This is a genomic window from Streptomyces sp. NPDC058674 (genome assembly GCF_042716505.1).
In the GTDB taxonomy this organism is placed as follows: Bacteria; Actinomycetota; Actinomycetes; order Streptomycetales; family Streptomycetaceae; genus Streptomyces.
The window spans coordinates 1-19872 of the sequence record NZ_JBHXSC010000055.1; the positions used below are offsets into that span (position 1 = coordinate 1).

At 73.1% G+C, this 19872-nt stretch carries 16 protein-coding genes; 11 read left to right on the top strand and 5 right to left on the bottom strand.

Annotation, left to right across the window (positions count from 1 at the left end):
- Window positions 1-275: 275 nt before the first annotated feature.
- Entirely contained in the window at window positions 276-1949 is a 1674-nt protein-coding gene (locus ACFWU6_RS24695) for a protein kinase (RefSeq protein WP_383983075.1), read from the bottom strand.
- A gap of 230 nt (window positions 1950-2179) precedes the next feature.
- Between ACFWU6_RS24695 and ACFWU6_RS24700 the strand changes: the two genes are divergently transcribed.
- Entirely contained in the window at window positions 2180-3772 is a 1593-nt protein-coding gene (locus tag ACFWU6_RS24700; protein ID WP_383802372.1) for a protein kinase, read from the top strand.
- Between the two features lie 213 nt (window positions 3773-3985).
- On the opposite strand, the gene ACFWU6_RS24705 is transcribed toward ACFWU6_RS24700, so the two are convergent.
- Window positions 3986-4648 (bottom strand): response regulator, encoded by a 663-nt coding sequence (locus tag ACFWU6_RS24705; RefSeq protein ID WP_383802369.1) that lies wholly within the window; start codon window positions 4646-4648, stop codon window positions 3986-3988.
- 325 nt (window positions 4649-4973) lie between these two features.
- Between ACFWU6_RS24705 and pdhA the strand changes: the two genes are divergently transcribed.
- The 7 genes from pdhA (at window position 4974) to ACFWU6_RS24740 (ending at window position 13985) form a co-directional block, all read left to right on the top strand.
- Entirely contained in the window at window positions 4974-6182 is a 1209-nt protein-coding gene (pdhA, locus tag ACFWU6_RS24710) for a pyruvate dehydrogenase (acetyl-transferring) E1 component subunit alpha (protein ID WP_383802366.1), read from the top strand.
- A 5-nt stretch (window positions 6183-6187) separates the two neighbouring features.
- A complete protein-coding gene (locus ACFWU6_RS24715; RefSeq protein WP_383802363.1) occupies window positions 6188-7168 on the top strand; it encodes an alpha-ketoacid dehydrogenase subunit beta in 981 nt (326 codons plus the stop codon).
- 12 nt (window positions 7169-7180) lie between these two features.
- Complete coding sequence (locus ACFWU6_RS24720) at window positions 7181-8689, top strand: dihydrolipoamide acetyltransferase family protein (RefSeq protein WP_383802360.1); 1509 nt, start codon at window positions 7181-7183, stop codon at window positions 8687-8689.
- Between the two features lie 103 nt (window positions 8690-8792).
- Window positions 8793-9557, top strand: a complete 765-nt coding sequence (locus ACFWU6_RS24725) for a hypothetical protein (RefSeq protein ID WP_383802358.1) — start codon at window positions 8793-8795, stop codon at window positions 9555-9557.
- A 283-nt stretch (window positions 9558-9840) separates the two neighbouring features.
- Window positions 9841-11799, top strand: coding sequence for a C1 family peptidase (locus ACFWU6_RS24730; RefSeq protein ID WP_383983077.1), 1959 nt, complete (start codon window positions 9841-9843; stop codon window positions 11797-11799).
- Window positions 11800-11988: 189 nt separating this feature from the next.
- Complete coding sequence (locus tag ACFWU6_RS24735) at window positions 11989-12639, top strand: GntR family transcriptional regulator (protein ID WP_383983079.1); 651 nt, start codon at window positions 11989-11991, stop codon at window positions 12637-12639.
- Window positions 12636-13985, top strand: a complete 1350-nt coding sequence (locus ACFWU6_RS24740; RefSeq protein WP_383983081.1) for a nitrate/nitrite transporter — start codon at window positions 12636-12638, stop codon at window positions 13983-13985. The genes ACFWU6_RS24735 and ACFWU6_RS24740 overlap by 4 nt, the downstream gene beginning before the upstream one ends.
- 112 nt (window positions 13986-14097) lie before the next feature.
- Here ACFWU6_RS24740 and ACFWU6_RS24745 read toward each other — a convergent pair whose 3' ends face one another.
- Window positions 14098-14922 carry a maleylpyruvate isomerase family mycothiol-dependent enzyme gene (locus ACFWU6_RS24745; protein WP_383802346.1) on the bottom strand — a complete coding sequence of 275 codons (825 nt, stop codon included), beginning with the start codon at window positions 14920-14922 and terminating at the stop codon, window positions 14098-14100.
- 149 nt (window positions 14923-15071) lie between these two features.
- Here ACFWU6_RS24745 and ACFWU6_RS24750 point away from each other — a divergent pair, with 149 nt between their 5' ends.
- Window positions 15072-15851: a carbon-nitrogen family hydrolase gene (locus ACFWU6_RS24750; RefSeq protein ID WP_383983083.1), complete on the top strand. Its 780-nt coding sequence runs from the start codon at window positions 15072-15074 to the stop codon at window positions 15849-15851.
- 63 nt (window positions 15852-15914) lie between these two features.
- Here ACFWU6_RS24750 and ACFWU6_RS24755 read toward each other — a convergent pair whose 3' ends face one another.
- Window positions 15915-16433 (bottom strand): LURP-one-related/scramblase family protein, encoded by a 519-nt coding sequence (locus ACFWU6_RS24755; protein WP_383802341.1) that lies wholly within the window; start codon window positions 16431-16433, stop codon window positions 15915-15917.
- A gap of 32 nt (window positions 16434-16465) precedes the next feature.
- Between ACFWU6_RS24755 and ACFWU6_RS24760 the strand changes: the two genes are divergently transcribed.
- The gene (locus tag ACFWU6_RS24760; RefSeq protein ID WP_383983085.1) at window positions 16466-17266 is read left to right on the top strand and encodes a hypothetical protein; all 801 of its coding nucleotides are present in this window, start codon (window positions 16466-16468) and stop codon (window positions 17264-17266) included.
- 19 nt (window positions 17267-17285) lie between these two features.
- Here ACFWU6_RS24760 and ACFWU6_RS24765 read toward each other — a convergent pair whose 3' ends face one another.
- On the bottom strand, window positions 17286-17843 hold the full coding sequence (locus ACFWU6_RS24765; protein WP_383983087.1) for a Uma2 family endonuclease: 558 nt from the start codon (window positions 17841-17843) through the stop codon (window positions 17286-17288).
- A 132-nt stretch (window positions 17844-17975) separates the two neighbouring features.
- Here ACFWU6_RS24765 and ACFWU6_RS24770 point away from each other — a divergent pair, with 132 nt between their 5' ends.
- A complete protein-coding gene (locus tag ACFWU6_RS24770; protein ID WP_383983089.1) occupies window positions 17976-19814 on the top strand; it encodes an NHL domain-containing thioredoxin family protein in 1839 nt (612 codons plus the stop codon).
- The last annotated feature ends 58 nt before the right edge of the window (window positions 19815-19872 follow it).

The window sequence follows — 19872 nt, forward strand, 5'->3', positions numbered from 1 at the left end:
CCTTCGGCCTGTGCGGCCCCTTCGGCCCGCGCGGGCCCGGGTGTCGGCCGCCGGGCCGGCCGCGGCGTCAACCGGAGCGTCGGCCGGTGCGCCGGGCGGCGCCCCGGGCGGAAGCCTTGGATCACGGGGAGCCCCTCCCGTCCCGAGCGACCGAGATGTCTCGCTCAGATTTACATAGTGGGGCAAAAGCGGCATCCCGGGCGCCCCATCGGGGTGCCCGGGATGCCGGTGTGTCAGATTCAGCGGCTCGGCGGGGGTGGAGCAGGCGCCTCCGGCTACTCCGGATAGCCGGTGGACACGGTCAGCGTGTACTCCGTGCCCTCCTTGCCGATCTTCGCGTCCGCGGCCGGGGACTGGTCGAGCACGGTGTCCTTGCCGAACACCGCCTCGTCCTTCCAGATGATGTTGTACTTGCCGCCCGAGGCCTGGATGCACTCCTTCACGGAGAGCAGGTTCTTGTACCGCAGGTCCGGCGCCATGTACTTGCCGGCCTCGCTGTAGTGCTTGACCGGTTCCTTGCACTTGGACGGGTCGAGCGTGCGCGTCAGGTCCGGCCCCTTGTAGCCGGCCTTGGCGGAGCCCGAGGCCTGGGCGGAGGCCGAGCTACCGGGCGTGTCCGCGCCCGGCTTGTCCTTGTCGCCGCCGCTCATCGCGATCGCCGCGACGAGACCGCCGATGGCCAGCAGCGCCACCGCGACCGCGCCCACGACCACGGACGTGTTCCGCCTGTCGCCGCCCGTCCCGCCCTGCGCGCCGGGCGAGATCGTGTACGGGGGCGGGGTCTGCGAGGCGTACTGGTGCGGCGGCGGCGTGTGCGCGGAGAAGGGCGCGGCGTAGCCCCCTCCGGCGGCGGAGCCGCCGGCCGCACCGGGGTACCCGCCGTGCGCCTGGGGGGCGGGCGCCGGCGCGTACGGGGAGGGGGTCGCGTGGTGCGGCTGGTAGGGCTGCTGCACCGCGTGCTGCGGCGGCGCCGAGACGGCGGAGTCGACCGGCGGGAACACGGCCGAGGAGACCCCCGCGCCGCTGCCGCCCGCGGGGACGCCCTGGACGATGACCGGGGCCCCGGTCTGCCCCGCGCCCATGATCCGCGCGACCTCGTCGCCCATGGCGGCAGCCGTGGGGAAGCGCTCGTTCGGGTTCTTCCTCAGGGCCCGCGCCACCAGCGCGTCCATCGCCGGGGTCACCGAGCGGTTGATGGAGGAGGGTGCGACCGGCTCCTCCTGCACGTGCGCGTACGCGATGGCCAGCGGCGAGTCCGCGTCGAACGGGATCCGCCCGGTCAGCAGCTGGAAGAGCATGATGCCGACCGAGTAGAGGTCGGAACGGGCGTCCACGCCCCGCCCCAGCGCCTGCTCGGGGGAGAGGTACTGCGGGGTGCCGACGACCATGCCGGTCTGCGTCATCGAGGTGACCCCCGACTGCATGGCGCGCGCGATGCCGAAGTCCATCACCTTGACCACGCCGCGCTTGGTCATCATGACGTTGCCGGGCTTGATGTCGCGGTGGACGAGCCCCATCTCGTGGCTGCTCTCCAGTGCGGCCAGCACGTCGGCGGTCACCTTCAGCGCCTTGTCCGCCGGCATCGCCCCGTACTGCCGGATGTCCGCTTCGAGCACCGAGCCGAGCGGCCGGCCCTCCACGTACTCCATGACGATGTACGGCATCACCGCCCCGCCGAGCTCGCCCTCGCCGGTGTCGAACACCGAGACGATGTTCGTGTGCGACAGTTTGGCTACAGCCTGAGCCTCGCGCCGGAAGCGCTCGCGGAACGACTGCTCGCGGCCGAGGTCGCTGTGCAGGGTCTTGATGGCGACCTGCCGGTCGAGCGCGGAGTCGTACGCCAGGTATACGGACGCCATGCCGCCCTCACCCAGCAAGTCCCTTAGCTGGTAACGGCCACCGGCAAGAGAGCCGCCCGCGTACTGGCCCTGAGTGCCGTCCTGGCTCATGACTGTTGCTTCCCCTCGGGATGTGTCCCTACGCGTCCGGCTGAGCGCATGTGGCGCCCAGTCTGCCGGAGGGCAAGCACACGTCAAGCCGGGTACCCGATCCGTGACCACACGGGCACAGGGCGCCTTTGTCCGAACGGCGAGCGGTTCCGAGGCTGTAGCGTTCACCGGAACAGCAAAGACGAGGACTACCGCTGAGCGGCGGCCGAGAGAGACGACGGCGAGGACTGATGGCACCCGAACCCGAGGGAAACGGCGCCGGGATGGCCGATGGTCCTGAGCACTGGGGCGCCGGCGGCCTGGTGGGAGACGGCCGTTACCGGCTGACCCACCGCCTGGGCCGCGGCGGCATGGCCGAGGTGTTCGCCGCCGAGGACGTGCGGCTGGGCCGGACCGTCGCCGTGAAGCTGCTGCGCGCGGACCTCGCCGAGGACCCGGTCTCCAAGGCCCGCTTCACGCGCGAGGCGCAGTCCGTCGCCGGCCTCAACCACCACGCCGTCGTGGCCGTGTACGACTCGGGCGAGGACCGGGTCGGCCCGAACACCGTCCCGTACATCGTGATGGAGCTGGTCGAGGGCCGCACCATCCGCGAGCTGCTGATCAGCGCCGAGGCCCCGGGCCCCGAGCAGGCGCTCATCATCGTCTCGGGCGTGCTCGAAGCCCTCGCGTACTCGCACCAGCACGGCATCGTGCACCGCGACATCAAGCCGGCGAACGTCATCATCACCGAGACCGGCGCGGTCAAGGTGATGGACTTCGGCATCGCCCGCGCCCTGCACGGCGTCCAGTCGACGATGACCCAGACCGGCATGGTCATGGGCACCCCGCAGTACCTGTCGCCCGAGCAGGCCCTCGGCAAGGCCGTCGACCGCCGCTCCGACCTGTACGCGACCGGCTGCCTGCTGTACGAACTGCTCGCGCTGCGGCCCCCCTTCACCGGTGAGACCCCGCTCTCGGTGGTCTACCAGCACGTCCAGGACGCGCCGATCCCGCCCTCGCAGCTGCCCGAGGGCGGCGCGATCCCGCAGGAGCTCGACGGGCTCGTCATGCGCTCCCTCGCCAAGGACCCGGACGACCGGTTCCAGAGCGCCGAGGAGATGCGCGCGCTGGTCCAGTACGCGCTCCAGATGCTCCACGACCAGGGGCCGAACACGGGCACCTGGAACACCGGCCCGGTCACCATGGCCCTGCCGAACGGCCGCGGGCCGGCCGCGACCACGGCCATGGCGATGGGCGATTCGGGCAGCCGGCAGCAGTACCCCTCGCACGCCTCGACCTCGCAGTTCCACCAGCCGATGGTGCCGCCGATCAACCCGGACGACGGCTCCGCCTTCCCGGGCGGCGGCCGCGGCGGCCAGGGCGGCGGATACGACGGCGGATACGACGGCCACGGCGGGGGCGGCCGGTGGAAGATGTGGCTCTTCGCGGTCCTCGCGGTCATCGCCGTCGCCGGCGGTGTGGCGTACGCCGTCAGCACCATGGGCGGCGACAAGAAGGAGCCCCCGGTCACGCCGGCGACCTCCCAGAGCACCCCCGGCCAGCAGCCGAGCGCGCCCGAGACGCCGCAGACCACGCCGCCGCGCACCGCCACGGACGACACGCCCACCTACAACCAGACGCCGAACAACACGCCGACCCGCAGCCGGCCGCAGACCAGCAGTCCGACGCCGACCGCGTCGTCCGCGTCGCCCACGCCGTCGGCCACGCCGCCGGCCACGGGTTCGTCGCCGCCGCCGGTGACGAAGTCGCCTTCCCTGCCGCCGACGAAGTCGCAGCCGCCGCCGAAGTCCCCCGATCCCGAGGTCCCCGGGCCGGAGCAGTGAGACGGGCTCAGAGCGCGTGCTGGTAGTGCCGACCCCGGGCGGCACTGCCGGCGGGCCCGTGCACGGTGACGCACTGGGGGCTCGATGCGCTCTGTTGACATGCGTCCACTCTCCGGTACCGGTACGCCGCCGGGGAAGAGGAGGCGGCTCCGATGACCGGGGACGTTGGTCCCGAACGGAGCGGGGCCGGACCCCCGGCGCGCCGGAGGGCCGTCAGCGGCCCTTCTCGGCCTGTAGACGGGCCACGTAGGCGGCGGCCTGGGAGCGCCGCTCCATGCCCAGCTTGGAGAGCAGGCTGGAGACGTAGTTCTTGATCGTCTTCTCCGCGAGGTGCAGGCGCTCGCCGATGACGCGGTTCGTCAGGCCCTCGCCGATCAGGTCGAGGATCTTGCGCTCCTGCTCGGTGAGGTTCGACAGGCGGTCGTCGCCCTTGCCGTTCTTGCCGTCGCGCAGCCGCTCCAGCACCCGGGCGGTGGCGACGGGGTCCAGCAGCGACTTGCCGACCGCGACATCGCGCACGGCGCTGAGCAGCTCGTTCCCCCGGATCGCCTTGAGGACGTAGCCCGAGGCGCCGGCCATGATCGCGTCGAACAGCGCTTCGTCGTCGGCGAACGAGGTGAGCATCAGGCACTTGATGTCCTCGTTCTGGGAGCGCACCTCGCGGCACACCTCCACACCGCTGCCGTCCGGGAGGCGGACGTCGAGGACCGCCACGTCGGGACGGGTGGCGGGAATACGGACCAGGGCGTCGGCCGCGGTGCCCGCCTCCCCGACGATCTCGATGTCCTCTTCGACCGACAAAAGCTCATGAACGCCGCGGCGTACCACTTCGTGGTCGTCCAGGAGGAATACCTTGATTTTTCCGTCTTCGCGCACGAAGTCAGTTTCACACACTGACCCCTTCCCTGCCGCGGTTACCCGGGATAACGTGCCGTTGTTCCGGCCCCCTGCAAGGCTGTGACCAGTGCGTGTTCCCGCTTCCGCGGATTTACTTGGAAATCCAAGCAAAATCGCAGGTCAAATGGGGTTTCGCAGTTATGCGGCGTACTGGGTAACGTGCATTGCGCAGGGCACTCGCCGGGGCACCTGTCACGCCTGGATCCCATACGAGACGCGCACCCACCCCGTGCGCGGGTACGGATACAGGTGAGCCGCACTGGACCCCGGAGAACCCGGGTGCCGGACCGACGGAGGAGCACACGTGACCGTGGAGAGCACTGCCGCGCGCAAGCCGCGACGCAGCAGTGGCACCAAGCGGGCGGCAGGCGCGGCAAGCGCCCGCAAGACCGCCGCTGCCACCGCACAGACGCAGGACGCCGTACCTCAGCTCGTACAGCTGCTGACGCCCGAAGGTGACCGGGTCGATGCCTCGAACAGCCCCGACCTCGCGGAATTCGCCCCCTTCGTCGCCGACATCACCACCGAGGACCTGCGCGGGCTCTACCGCGACATGGTCCTCACCCGTCGCTTCGACGGCGAGGCCACCGCGCTCCAGCGCCAGGGCGAGCTGGGCCTGTGGGCCTCGCTCCTCGGGCAGGAGGCCGCCCAGATCGGCTCCGCGCGGGCGCTGAACGACGAGGACTACGTCTTCCCGACCTACCGGGAGCACGGCGTCGCCTGGTGCCGGGGGGTCGACCCGACCAACCTGCTCGGCATGTTCCGCGGCGTGAACCACGGCGGCTGGGACCCGAACACCAACAACTTCCACCTCTACACGATCGTCATCGGCTCGCAGACGCTGCACGCGACCGGCTACGCGATGGGTGTGGCCAAGGACGGCGCGGACTCCGCGGTCATCGCCTACTTCGGCGACGGCGCGTCCAGCCAGGGAGACGTGGCCGAGGCCTTCACCTTCTCGGCCGTCTACAACTCCCCCGTGGTGTTCTTCTGCCAGAACAACCAGTGGGCGATCTCCGAGCCGACCGAGCGCCAGATGCGCGTGCCGCTGTACCAGCGCGCCCAGGGCTTCGGATTCCCGGGCGTCCGCGTCGACGGCAACGACGTGCTGGCCTGCCTGGCCGTGACCCGCTGGGCCCTGGACCGGGCGCGCCGCGGCGAGGGCCCGACCCTGGTCGAGGCGTTCACCTACCGGATGGGCGCGCACACCACCTCCGACGACCCGACGAAGTACCGCCGGGACGAGGAGACGCAGTCCTGGGAGGCCAAGGACCCGATCCTGCGCCTGAAGACCCACCTGCTGGCCACCGGCGGCGCCGACGAGGCGTTCTTCGCGGAGCTGGAGGCGGAGAGCGAGGCGCTGGGCAAGCGCGTGCGCGAGGCCGTGCGGGCCATGCCCGACCCGGACACGATGGCGATCTTCGAGAACGTCTACGCGGACGGGCACGCGCTCGTCGACGAGGAGCGCGCGCAGTTCGCCGCCTACCTCGCGTCCTTCGAGGGTGGGGAGTGACCGCCGTGGCCATCGAGAAGATGTCAATCGCGAAGGCGCTCAACGAGTCGCTGCGCAAGGCCCTGGAGACGGACCCGAAGGTCCTGATCATGGGTGAGGACGTCGGCAAGCTGGGCGGCGTCTTCCGGATCACCGACGGCCTGCAGAAGGACTTCGGCGAGGAGCGGGTCATCGACACCCCGCTCGCCGAGTCGGGCATCGTCGGCACGGCGATCGGCCTCGCGCTGCGCGGCTACCGCCCGGTCGTGGAGATCCAGTTCGACGGCTTCGTCTTCCCCGCGTACGACCAGATCGTCACGCAGCTCGCGAAGATGCACGCGCGCGCCCTGGGCAAGATCAAGATGCCGGTCGTCATCCGCATCCCGTACGCCGGCGGCATCGGCGCCGTCGAGCACCACAGCGAGTCCCCCGAGGCGCTCTTCGCCCACGTGCCGGGCCTCAAGGTGGTCTCGCCGAGCAACGCCTCGGACGCGTACTGGATGCTCCAGCAGGCCATCCTCAGCGACGACCCGGTGATCTTCTTCGAGCCGAAGCGGCGCTACTGGGACAAGGGCGAGGTCGACTTCGAGGCCATCCCCGGCGAGCTGCACAAGGCACGGGTGGCGCGCGAGGGCGCGGACATCACCCTGGCCGCGTACGGCCCGATGGTGAAGGTCTGCCTGGAGGCCGCCGCCGCGGCCGCCGAGGAGGGCAAGTCGGTCGAGGTCGTCGACCTGCGCTCGATGTCCCCGGTGGACTTCGACGGCCTGCAGGCCTCGGTGGAGAAGACCCGCCGGCTCGTGGTCGTCCACGAGGCGCCGGTGTTCCTCGGCGTGGGCTCGGAGATCGCCGCCCGCATCACGGAGCGGTGCTTCTACCACCTGGAGGCGCCGGTCCTGCGCGTGGGCGGTTTCCACGCGCCGTACCCGCCGGCCCGCCTGGAGGACGAATACCTGCCGGGTCTGGACAGGGTGCTCGACGCCGTCGACCGCTCGCTGGCGTACTGAGGAGCCACGTTCATGACGATCAGCGAATTCAAGATGCCCGACGTGGGCGAGGGCCTGACCGAGGCCGAGATCCTCAAGTGGTACGTCCAGCCGGGTGACACCGTCACCGACGGCCAGGTCGTCTGCGAGGTGGAGACGGCCAAGGCCGCCGTCGAGCTGCCGATCCCGTTCGACGGCGTCGTACACGCCCTCCTCTTCGAGGAGGGCACCACGGTCGACGTCGGCCAGGTGATCATCTCGGTCCGGACGGACCCGGGCGGCGCCGCCGGTCCGGAGGCCGCCGTCGCCGCCTCCGCCCCGGTGGCCGCTTCCGCCGCGGCTCCGGCCCCGGCCGCCGCCGAGGAGGAGGCCCCGGCGGCCCGCCAGCCCGTGCTGGTCGGGTACGGGGTCTCCACCGCCTCCACCAAGCGACGCCCGCGCAAGGCTCCGGCGGGCGGGGCGGCCACGGGCGCGCGGAACGGCACGGCGGCTCCGGCCGCACCCGCTCCGGCGGCCCAGGCGGCTCCGGCCGTCCCGGTCCCGGCGCAGGCGAACGGCACCGCGAACGGCACCGGGAACGGCTGCGCCGTCGCGGAGCGGCCCCTGGCCAAGCCGCCGGTCCGCAAGCTCGCCAAGGACCTCGGCATCGACCTGGCGACGGTGCTGCCCACCGGGGACGGCGGGGTCGTGACCCGGGAGGACGTCCACGCGGCGGCCGCCGCCGGGCTCGCCCCGCAGGCCTCCGCCGCCACCGCGGCCGGGGCCCCCGTGCCGGCCGCGGCGGGGACAGCACCGGCCGCGACCGCGGTAGCGGCTGCGGTCGCGGCCGACGGCCCGGCGGCGCGGGAGACCCGCATCCCGGTCAAGGGCGTCCGCAAGGTCACCGCCCAGGCCATGGTCGGCTCGGCCTTCACCGCACCGCACGTCACCGAGTTCATCACGCTCGACGTGACCCGGACGATGAAGCTGGTCGCCGAGCTCAAGGCCGACCCGGACCTCGCGGGGCTGCGCATCAACCCGCTGCTCCTCATCGCGAAGGCCGTCCTGGTGGCCGTCCGCCGCAACCCGGAGGTCAACGCGTCCTGGGACGAGGCGGCCCAGGAGATCGTGCTCAAGCACTACGTCAACCTGGGCATCGCGGCGGCCACCCCCCGCGGGCTGATCGTCCCGAACATCAAGGACGCGCACGCCAAGACCCTGGGCGAGCTGTCGGAGTCGCTGTCCTCGCTGGTCGCCACGGCCCGCGACGGCAAGACCTCCCCGGCCGACATGCAGAACGGCACCATCACCATCACCAACGTCGGCGTCTTCGGCGTCGACACCGGTACGCCCATCCTGAACCCCGGCGAGTCCGCGATCCTCGCGGTCGGCGCGATCAAGCTCCAGCCGTGGGTCCACAAGGGCAAGGTGAAGCCGCGCCAGGTCACCACGCTGGCGCTGTCGTTCGACCACCGGCTGGTGGACGGGGAGCTCGGCTCCCGCTTCCTGGCCGACATCGCGGCGGTCCTGGAGCACCCCCGCCGCCTCGTCACCTGGTCCTGACCGACGCCGCACACGTGCCCCCTCCCGGCCTCCGGGCCGCGAGGGGGCACGCGCGCGTCCGGCCGGGGCGGTAGCCTCCCCGCCGGGGAGAGGGGGCCCGCAGGTGCCGATCGCCGAGTTGCAGGTGTACTCCGTGGAGGAGGCCGACGTCACGGGCGGCGTGTGCGTGGTCCGGTGCGTCGGCGGGACCGCGCGCACCGGCCAGGTCTACGCGGTGGGGGAGCTGAGGCTGGGGCTGCGCCGGATAGAGCGGTACGGCGTGCCCGCCGGCTCCTTCGACGCCGGGCACGTCGCCCGGGTCCACCTCACGGGCGCCGTGGTCGCCCTGCTCAGCCGGGGCCAGGTGCTGACCTCGGTGCCGCCCGACGGGCACTCGCTGGAGGAGTTGGAGGACTGGCTGGCCACCGGGCCGCCGCTCCAGGACGAGCCGCAGCCGCGGAGCCTGCGCGGCCTCGCCCTGGGCTGGATGCGCGACGAGGCGCTGCCCGACGAGGTCCGGATGCGCTGGGGCCGGGTGGCGCTGGCCGCGGTACGCCGCTGCGCCCGGGCGGAGGGCGCCTCCGACGAGGCGCTGGGCATCGAGCTGGTGACCGTACGGAGCTACCTCCTCCAGCGGTTCGGCCCGCACCGCGGCGCAGAGCCCGAGGTCCTGTGCCGGGAGGTGCTGGCGCTGATGGGCACCACCCCGGAAGCCGCGCTCGCGGAGGCCCGCGCCTGGCGGGAGCTGCCGCGCCCGCGGATCCAGCGGCTGCGCCTGATCAAGAGCCTCATCCCGCGGCTGGCGCCGGCCCGCCCCCACCTCGCGGACGCGGACCCGCTGGCCCGCGCGGCGGACGCCTGGTCGGCGGTCCGCCCGCGGCTGCCGTAGCGTCCGGGGGCGGCCGGGACCGATCGGCGCCGTCGGCACGGCGCGCGTCCGGGGAGGAGCGGGCCTGCGGAGTCCGGCCGCGGCGCGCGCACGGCCGCCCGCCCGCCGGAGGCGGCCGAGGTGCGGCGCGGGCCGGGCGAGGCGCGGCGGCGACTGAGGCGACCGGGCGGCCCGCGGACGCCCCCCGTGCCTCCGCGCGACCGCACGGACCCCCTTGACGCCCTCCGGCGCGGGCGGCACGCTCCCGGGTCTCGGATCGAACGGTTGCAGCTGGGGGGCCGCCATGCCGGAGGAGTCCGTCGAGACGGCGGGGGAGCTGCGGGCGCGGCTCGCGGCGTACGGGGCGCGGTGGTCGGTCCTTGAGCACCTGGCCGACGAGGAGCCCGTACCGAGGCCCTCGCTCGGTCTGGAGCCCGGGGCCGCCCTGACCACCGCCGAGGAGGCGGGGCGCATCGACCTGCGGGCGCTGGTCGGGCAGGAGAGCGGCAACCCGCACCTCACCCGGCGCCGCGCCGCGCACGGGCTGCTCGCCGCCGCGCCGGGAGAGATCGGCTCCCGGGCCGTCCCACCCGCCGCCGTGGCGGCGGGGACGGCCGCGGCCCGGCCCACCGCCGTGGACTGGCGCAACCGCTGGGGGTGGTCCTGGATCACGGCGGTGAAGGACCAGAACCCCTGCGCCTCCTCCTGGGCCTTCGGCGCGGTCGGGCTGGTGGAGTCCATGGCCCGGATCGAGCACTGCGTATGGGCCGAGCGCTCCGAGGGGGACGTGCACGACGGGCTCAAGTGCGCCTGCGGCCAGGGCGGCGACCCCGAGACCGCGCTGGACTGGATCAGGACCAACGGCGGTCTCGCGGACCCGGGCTGCTGGCCGTACACCGCCCCGCCCGCGGGCCTGCCCGCCGCCCGCCGCGACGCCTGGCGGGCCGAGTACACGCCCAGCTGGGACCGGTCCGGCAGGACGGTGCGGATCACCGAGCACGTCCGGCTCGGCGACGTCGAACAGCAGAAGGTGTGGCTGGACACGGTCGGCCCGCTGACCGCCTGCTTCACCGTGTACGACGACTTCTTCGGGCTCGGCGCCGGGGTCTACCACCGCACCAGCGACCGCGTCGCGGGCGGCCACTGCGTGCTGATCGTGGGCTACGACGACGCGGCCGGGTGCTGGCTGTTCCGCAACTCCTGGGGGACGGCCCACCACGTCGGCGGATACGGCCGCATCGCATACGGCGAGGCCGGCATCGACCACTGGGCCAAGTACGGCCTGCTCGGTACCAACGTCGACCCGTGGAGCAAGCGCCGCCTGCACGCCGGCAACGTCTACGAGAGCGGCAACGGCCGCGCCCACCGCAACTTCGAACTGCTGGCCACCGCCGCCGGGGACCGCCTCCAGCACTGGTGGCGCGAGGGCGACGCGCCCTTCGCGTGGTCCCGCGCCGCCTCCTTCGCGAGCGACGCCTCCGGCCTGCCGGCCTTCACCGGCAGCACCTACAACCGCAACATGGAGTCCCTGCACGTCACCACCGGCGGCCGGCTGCGGCACTGGTACTACGAGCAGACCGCCCGCGTCTGGCGCGACGGCGGCGCCTTCGGCCCGGGCGACGCGGCCGTCGGCTCGACCCCGGCGCTCATCCAGAGCGACCACGGCAAACCCGGCAACTTCGAGGCGGTGGTCCGCACCGCCGACGGACGGCTCCACCACTGGTGGCGGATCAACGGCGCCCCCTGGACCTGGAACGACGGCGGCCGCTTCGGCTCCGACATCGCCCACTACGGCCCCGCCCTGGTCCAGACCCGCTCCCGCCGCCTGGACCTGGTCGCCACCCGCACGGACGGCCGGATGCAGGTGTGGTGGCGCGACGACGGGCACGGCCTCACCTGGCACCCCGGCGAGGTCTTCGGCGCCGGGGCGGTCTGCGCACCCTGCCTGATCGAGGGGCAGTACGGGGCCTGCGACGAGGACACCGCCGGGAACTACGAGCTGTGCGTGGCGGTGGCGGGCGGCCGCGTCGAGCACTGGTGGCGCGGCAACGCCTCCGGCTCCGCCTGGCGCCGCAGCGCCGTCTTCGGTCACGACGTGCTCGCGGTCACCGGGATGCTCCAGGGCAGTTTCGGGTTCAACCTGGAAGTCGTCGTCCTGCGCACCGACCGGGTGCTCCAGCACCACTGGCGGGACGGCTCGGGCTGGCACGAGGGTGCGGTGATCGGTCCGGTCCGAGCGGCCGTGCGGCGCGGAGGAGCCTGATGGAGGTCGGCGCCGGGCCGGGCGGTCCGCCGCCCGGGGCCGCCGTGGAGCGCAGGTACGCCGTACGGGGCCTCGCGCCCGGCGGCCGGGCCCGCATCCGCTTCGCACAGGTCCGGGCGGCCTACCGGTCCCGTTCCACATCCCGGACGGGGCCCCGGCTCGCACCCCTGTTGTATCTATGCTGTGCCCATGCCGGCCCCCAGCAGTACTCCGACCGCCGCCGACCGCGTCTACCGGCACGTCAAGCACGGGGTGCTCGACCGGCGCTACGAGGGCGGCACCCTCCTCACCGAGGGCGAACTCGCCGAAGCCGTCGGGGTGTCCCGCACCCCGGTCCGCGAGGCCCTGCTGCGGCTCGAGACCGAGGGGCTGCTCCGGCTCTACCCGAAGAAGGGCGCACTGGTCCTGCCGGTCTCCGTGCAGGAGATCACCGACGTGCTCGAAACCCGGCTGCTGGTCGAGGAGTTCACCGTGCGCAGGGCGGTGCCGGCGCCGCCCGGCCTGCTGGACCGGCTCGCCGCCCTCCTCGAGGAGCACCGCTGGCACGCCGCCGCGGGCGACCTCACCGCCCTGACGGCCGCCGACCGTGGCTTCCACGCCGAGATCGTCCGCAGCGCGGGCAACCAGATCCTGTGCCGCCTCTACGACCAGCTCCGCGACCGGCAGCTGCGGATGGGCGTGGCCCTGCTGCACGCCCACCCCGACCGGGTGGAGCGGACCCTGGCCGAGCACGCCGAGATCCTGGACGCGCTGCGCGCGGGCGACGCCGACACGGCCGCCGCCGCGGTGCGCGCCCACATCGGCCGCGTCGAGGCGCTCGTCCGGGGGGCCGGCCGATGAGCGCCCCCTCCCCGCTGCCCGTCCAGGACCCGCCCGGCGGGCGCAGGGCCGTCGCCGTCTGGTCCATCGGCGTCTCCGTCTACTTCGTGGCGGTGATCTTCCGCACCAGCCTGGGTGTGGCCGGACTCGACGCCGCCGACCGCTTCCACGTCAACGCCTCGGCGCTGGCCACCTTCTCCCTCCTCCAGCTGCTGGTCTACGCGGGCATGCAGATACCCGTCGGGCTGATGGTCGACCGGCTCGGCACCAAGAAGGTCCTGACGCTCGGCGCCGTCCTCTTCACGGCCGGCCAGCTCGGCTTCGCGCTGTCCCCCTCGTACGGGACGGCACTGGCTGCCCGCGCCCTGCTCGGCTGCGGGGACGCCATGACCTTCATCTCCGTGCTGCGGCTGGGCACCCGCTGGTTCCCGGCCCGGCGCGGGCCGCTGGTGGCGCAGCTCGCCGGCCTGGTCGGCATGGCGGGCAACCTCGTCTCCACGCTGGTGCTGGCGCCCGTGCTGCACGGGGTCGGCTGGGTGCCGGCCTTCGCGGGCAGCGCGGTGGCCGGGCTGATCGTCCTCGTCCCGCTGGTGCTGTTCCTGCGCGACCAGCCGCAGGGGCACGGGCCGCCGGCGGCGGTGCCCGCGCGGGGCGCGGCCGGGGCGGCCGGGGCGGCCGGCGGGTACGTCCGCCGCCAGATCGCCGAGTCCTGGCGGGAGCCCGGCACCCGGCTCGGCCTGTGGGTGCACTTCACCACGCAGTTCCCGGCGATGGTGTTCCTGCTGCTGTGGGGGATGCCGTTCCTCATCGAGGCGCAGGGCCTGTCGCGGAGCACCGCGGGCGGGCTGCTGACCCTGGTGGTCGCCTCGAACATGGCGCTCGGGCTGGTCTACGGGCAGATCGTCGGCCGCCTCCGGTCCGCGCGGATTCCGCTGGCCCTCGGCACGGTCGGCCTCACCGCCGGCCTGTGGCTCGCCGTCCTCGTCCACCCGGGAGACCGGGCGCCGATGGGACTGCTCGTCGCGCTGTGCCTGGTGCTGGGCACCTGTGGACCGGCCTCGATGATCGGCTTCGACTTCGCCCGCCCGGCCAATCCGGCCGAACGCCAGGGCACCGCCTCCGGCATCACCAACATGGGCGGCTTCGTCGCCTCGATGACCACCCTGCTGGCGGTGGGCGTCCTGCTGGACGCCACCGGCGACGACTACCGGATCGCCTTCTCGACGGTGTTCGTCCTCCAAGCGCTGGGCGTCACCCAGATCCTCCGGCTCCGCCGCCCCGCCCTGTCCCGCGAGCGGGAGCTGCGCACGGCCGCCCCCGCCCGGCCCGGCCCCACCACCCCGGCCCCGGAACCGGCTCGGACCTAGTTGCGGCGAGGCCGGGGCCGGGGGCCGGTCCGGGGCGTCGCACCGCGGGGTCACGGGGCCGGTCGGTCACGGGTCCGGTTCGGTCACGGGGCCGGATCAAGGGGTCACGGCGTCACGGCGTCACGGCGAACTGCGTCAGGATCGCCTCCGCCAGCTCCGGATCGCCCTCCACCTTCACCCGGTCGGCGACCGTGCGCGCCCGCACCCGGCCCGCCGCCAGCCGCACGTACGTCTCCCAGTCCAGGGCCAGCGTCACGGCCGGACCCAGCGAGGGCGCCTTGTCCAGCGTGCCCCGGCCCTGCGCGTCGACCCGTACGGTCCGCATGAACTCCACCGGACCGTGCACGTCGAGCACCACCGCCGAGTTCGCGGGCGCGCCGGCCTTCTTCGCGACCACCTTCGGGAGGCCCTCCAGCAGCACGTCCCGCGCCACGAAGGCGCCCGGGGCGTCCCAGTTCCCCGGCACGCCCAGCGCGTGGCGCAGGTCCTGCTCGTGGATCCACACGTCGAAGGCGCGCAGCCGCAGCGCCTGCTCCAGGGTCACCTGCTCGCCGAGCGGACCGCGCACCATGGTGGCCGGATCGCGCTTCTCGTTCCGCAGCTGCCGCATGCGGCGGATGACCGTGTACTCCAGCTCCGAGGTCATCTCCGGCGCGGTGTGGTGGCGCCGCACGTCGACCTGCACCTCCATGTACCGGGTGAACTCGTCCACCACGTGCCGCAGGTCCCGCGCCACGGTGTGGATCGGCCGCGGGTCCCCGAGCTGCTCGCATTCGATGCCGATGATGTGTGACACGACGTCACGGACCGACCATCCCGGGCACGGCGTGGCCCGGTTCCACTCGCCCTCCGGCAGGGGGAGGACCAGCTCGGATATCGCCTCGATGGAATGCGTCCACGCGTCGGCATAGGGCTGAAGGCTGGGATGGACGGTCAACGGGACCCCTCGCGGTGCTGTTCAGTGGCGCGTTCCGGAAGCTGTGGGCTTGGTTTCCAAAACTACGCTGCCGGTGAGCACCCCGGCAGTGCTTTCGTGTGACGATCGTAGGCCCGAGTTGACGGCTTGATTGCCAGGACGGTGGTAGTGTGCGCGCCTCGCTGATCCAAATCGCGGTGCACGACGGTGAGTCGGTGTCCTCCCGACGCTCCCGTGCGGCCGACCTCGTACGCGAGCAGGAGGGTTGCGACCTCGTCGTGCTGCCCGAGCTGTGGACGGTCGGGGCCTTCGCCTACGAGCAGTTCGAGACGGAGGCCGAGCCGCTGGACGGGCCGACCTTCGAGGCCATGTCCAAGGCGGCGGGCGACGCCGGCGTGTGGCTGCACGCGGGCTCGGTCGTCGAGCGCGCGGGCGACGGCACGCTCTACAACACCGCGCTCGTCCTCTCCCCGACGGGCGAGCTGGCCGCCACGTACCGCAAGATCCACCGCTTCGGCTTCGACCAGGGCGAGGCGGTGCTGATGGCGGCCGGCGACTCCCTGACGACCGTGACCCTGCCGGAGCAGACCCTCGGCATCGCCACCTGCTACGACCTGCGCTTCCCGGAGCTGTTCCGGGGGCTGGTCGACGCCGGGGCCACCACGATGGCGGTGGTGGCGGGCTGGCCCGCGCGCCGCCGGTCGCACTGGACGCTGCTCAACCGGGCCCGCGCGGTGGAGGACCAGTGCTACGTCCTGGCCTGCGGCCTGGCGGGCACGCACGCGGGCGTCGAACAGGCCGGGCACAGCCTGGTGGTGGACCCCTGGGGCGAGGTGCTGGCGGAGGCGGGGCCGGGGGAGGGCGTCCTGACGGTGGATCTGGACCCGGGGAAGGTCGCCGAGACCCGCGAGCAGTTCCCAGCACTCAAGGACCGCCGCCTGGGCCGCTGAGCGCACCGCCACCGCGCCGCGCGGGACCCCTCGCGCGGGCGACGGGGCGACGGGGCTACGGGGCTACGGGGCGGCCTCCGCCCCGTCCTCCCGCTCCCTCTCCGCCATCCGGATCGCGCACACCGCCACCGCGATCAGCAGCGCGGCGTCGGCGTCCTCCCGGACCACGTCGACCGCGTACGTCTCGCGCACCCGGTACCACTGGCGGGAGACCAGCGCGAGCAGCTCGCCGTCGTACTCGACCTTGAACTCCCGGTCCAGCAGGCGCCCGCTGACGTCCAGCTCCGTGCCCTCCACCAGGGTCACCCGGAAGTGGTTGCGCAACAGCGAGAACCGCTTGCGGCGGATCACCGCGAGCCGCCGCTCGTCCCGCTCCAGCGTCATCGCGTCGCGGAAGCCCAGCAGACCGGACAGCTTCTCCCGCAGGGTGATCAGGACGTGTCCGTCCGGGTCCTTGAGTTCGAGCGTGTCCCGGAACCGCAGCGCCTTGCCGTCGACAAGGAAGGCGTGGCGGCCGTCCTCGTCCTCGATCCAGTAGTCGTCACCGAGAGCGAGCAATTTGTCCCGTACGAGGTATTTCATGCGCTGATCCGTGCCCGCGATAGGTTGACGTCATGCCTCTGCTCTATGTGACCGACCTGGCGTACCCGGCGCGCGGCCGCCGCTACTGCGACGAGGACATATTCCTCACCTCCCGGCTGCGGGCCCACTTCGACGTGGCCCTGTGCCACCCGGGCGACGCCCGGGCCCTGATGCCCGGCTTCGACGCGGTGGTCGTCCGCAACAGCGGACCGGTCCTGCACTACCAGGAGGCCTACGACGCCTTCCGCACCGCCGCGCTCGCCGCCGGGACCCCGGTCTACAACCCGCTCACCGGCCGCGGCGACATGGCAGGCAAGCAGTACCTCCTCGACCTGACCGCGGCCGGCTACCCGGTCATCCCGACGGTCGACGACCCGGCCCGGCTGTCGGAGCTGCCGCAGGTCCCCTCGTACGCCGTCAAGCCCAAGCGGGGCGCGGACTCCATCGGCCTCACCTTCACCGCCACCCCGCAGGGCCCGGCGGGCGAGTTCCTCATCCAGCCCCGGATCGACTTCGCGTACGAGGTGTCCTTCTACTTCGTCGACGACGCCTTCCAGTACGCCCTCCACGCCCCCGACCCGGCCCGCCGCTGGGAGCTGACGCCCTACGAGCCGACCCCGGCGGACCTGGCCTTCGCCCGCACCTTCATCGACTGGAACACCCTCGACCACGGCATCCAGCGGGTGGACGCCTGCCGGGCGCCGTCGGGCGAGCTGCTGCTGGTGGAGCTGGAGGACCTGAACCCGTACCTCTCGCTGGACCTGCTCCCCGAACCGGTCCGCGACTCCTTCGTGGAGGCCTTCGCCCGCTCCCTCCACGCCTTCGGCGCCTGACGCCCGGCCGGCGGCGCGCCTAGAGCCCGCTGGTGTCCAGCTCGATCCCGAACGGCTCCGGCAGCCGCACGGCCGTCCCGAACGGGTGCGGCCCGTCGACCTTGGTGTACCCGAGCCGCCCCGGTTCGGCGAACAGCGTGACGGTCTTCTCCACCCGGTCGACCAGCAGGTACAGCGGAGCCCCGTACTCGGCGTACCGCTTGCGCTTGACGACGCGGTCGGTCTCGGCGCTGAACTCGGAGGTGATCTCGACGACCAGCAAGGTCTGGTCGGGGAGGAGCGCCCCGCCGCCCTTGGTCAATTCCCTGGGGGCCACGGCGAGGTCCGGGACGTACCAGTTCGGTGAACCGGGGAGATCGAGGTTGCCCGACCCGGTGACGCAGTCCAGCTCCTTGACGCGAGGCCTGATCTGGTCCCGGATCTCCTCGGCCGCGTTCTCGTGGTCCCAACTCGGTGTCACGTTGTCGATGACCCCCTCGACGATCTCGGTTCGCTCCCCGCGGTGGTGCTGGATCGCGTACTTCAGGGCCCGCTCGGGATCGATGCCCTCGCCGTAGTCACGTGCGGTGCTGTTCATGCCGGGCGCCTCCTCCACTGCCTGCGGCCAGGCTCCCACGGGGCGCGGCCGGACGTCGTCCCCCCTGCGGGTGTACTGGCGCTGCCGTGAGCGTGTGATCCGGCGTTCACGCCCGGATGGCAAGCTTGAAGGATGAACGATGCTGCCCCGGCGCCCACCCCCGCGCCCGCGCCCCGCCGTGCCCGTGTCCGTGCCCCCGAGCTGATCGGCAAGGGCGGCTGGATCAATACCGGCGGGAAGGACCTGAAGCTCGCCGACTTCCGAGGTCGCACGTTGATCCTCGATTTTTGGACGTTCTGCTGCATCAACTGCCTGCACGTCCTCGACGAACTGCGCGAACTGGAGGAGAAGCACCGCGACACCGTCGTGATCGTCGGCGTGCACTCGCCGAAGTTCGTGCACGAGGCCGAGCACGCGGCCGTCGTCGACGCCGTCGAGCGGTACGGGGTGCACCATCCCGTGCTCGACGACCCCGAGCTCGCCACCTGGAAGCAGTACGCCGTCCGGGCCTGGCCCACCCTCGTCGTGGTCGACCCCGAGGGCTACGTCGTCGCCCAGCACGCCGGTGAGGGGCACGCGCACGCCATCGCCCGGCTCGTCGAGGAGCTGGAGGCCGAGCACGCGGCCAAGGGGACGCTGCGGCGCGGCGACGGGCCGTACGTGGCGCCCGAGCCGGTCGCCGGCGATCTGCGGTTCCCCGGGAAGGCGCTGCTGCTTCCCTCCGGGCACTTCCTGGTGTCCGACTCGACCCGGAACCAGCTGGTCGAGCTCGCCGCCGACGGGGAGAGCGTCGTGCGGCGCATCGGCAGCGGGAAGCGCGGCCTGGCCCCCGACGCCTTCAACGAGCCGCAGGGCATGGCGCTGCTGCCCGACGGGAGCGTCGTCGTCGCCGACACCGTCAACCACGCGCTGCGCCGCTTCGACCCGGCCACCGGTGCCGTGGAGACCGTCGCGGGCACCGGGCGCCAGTGGTGGCAGGGCTCGCCGACGTCCGGTCCGGCCCTGGAGGTGGACCTGTCCTCGCCGTGGGACGTGGCCTGGTGGCAGGGCCGGGTGTGGATCGCCATGGCCGGCGTCCACCAGCTGTGGACCTGGGACCCGGAGACCGGGACGGTCGAGGTCGCGGCCGGCACGACCAACGAGGGACTGCTCGACGGGCCCGCCGCCGAGGCCTGGTTCGCCCAGCCGTCCGGCCTGGAGGCCGCCGGGGACCGGCTGTGGATCGCCGACTCCGAGACCAGCGCCCTGCGGTACGTCCACCGCACCGACGAGGGGTACGTCGTCACGTCCGCCGTCGGGACCGGCCTGTTCGACTTCGGGCACCGCGACGGCGACGCCGCCCAGGCGCTGCTCCAGCACCCGCTCGGGGTCACCGCCCTGCCCGACGGTTCGGTCGCGGTGTGCGACACGTACAACCACGCGCTGCGCCGCTACGACCCCGCCACCGGCGAGGTGTCGACGCTGGCCACCGATCTGCGCGAGCCGAGCGACGCCGTCCTGGTCGGCGGGGACATCGTGGTCGTGGAGTCGGCGCGGCACCGGCTGACGCGGCTGCGGCTCCCGGAGGAGGCCGTACGGGTCGACGCCGTCGCCCACCGCACGCAGCGGGCCGCGACCGAGGTGGCGCCGGGCACGCTCCGCCTCGACGTGGTGTTCCGGGCGCCCACCGGCCAGAAGCTCGACACCCGGTACGGGCCCTCCACGCGCCTGCTGGTCTCCTCTACCCCGCCCGAGCTGCTGGCGGGCGGAGAGGGGGCCGGGACGGACCTCTTCCGGGAGCTGGCGCTGAACCCCGGGGTCGCCGGGGGCGTGCTGCACGTGTCCGCGATGGCCGCGTCGTGCGACGACGACCCGGCGAACGAGTACCCGGCCTGTCACGTCCACCAGCAGGACTGGGGTGTTCCGGTGACCGTCACCGCGGGCGGGGCGACGCGGCTCCCGCTCGTCCTCGCCGGCCTCGACGCCGAGTAGCCGCCGTACGGACCGTCGCACCCGGCCCGTACGGCGGTCCGTGTGCGACCGTTCCCCG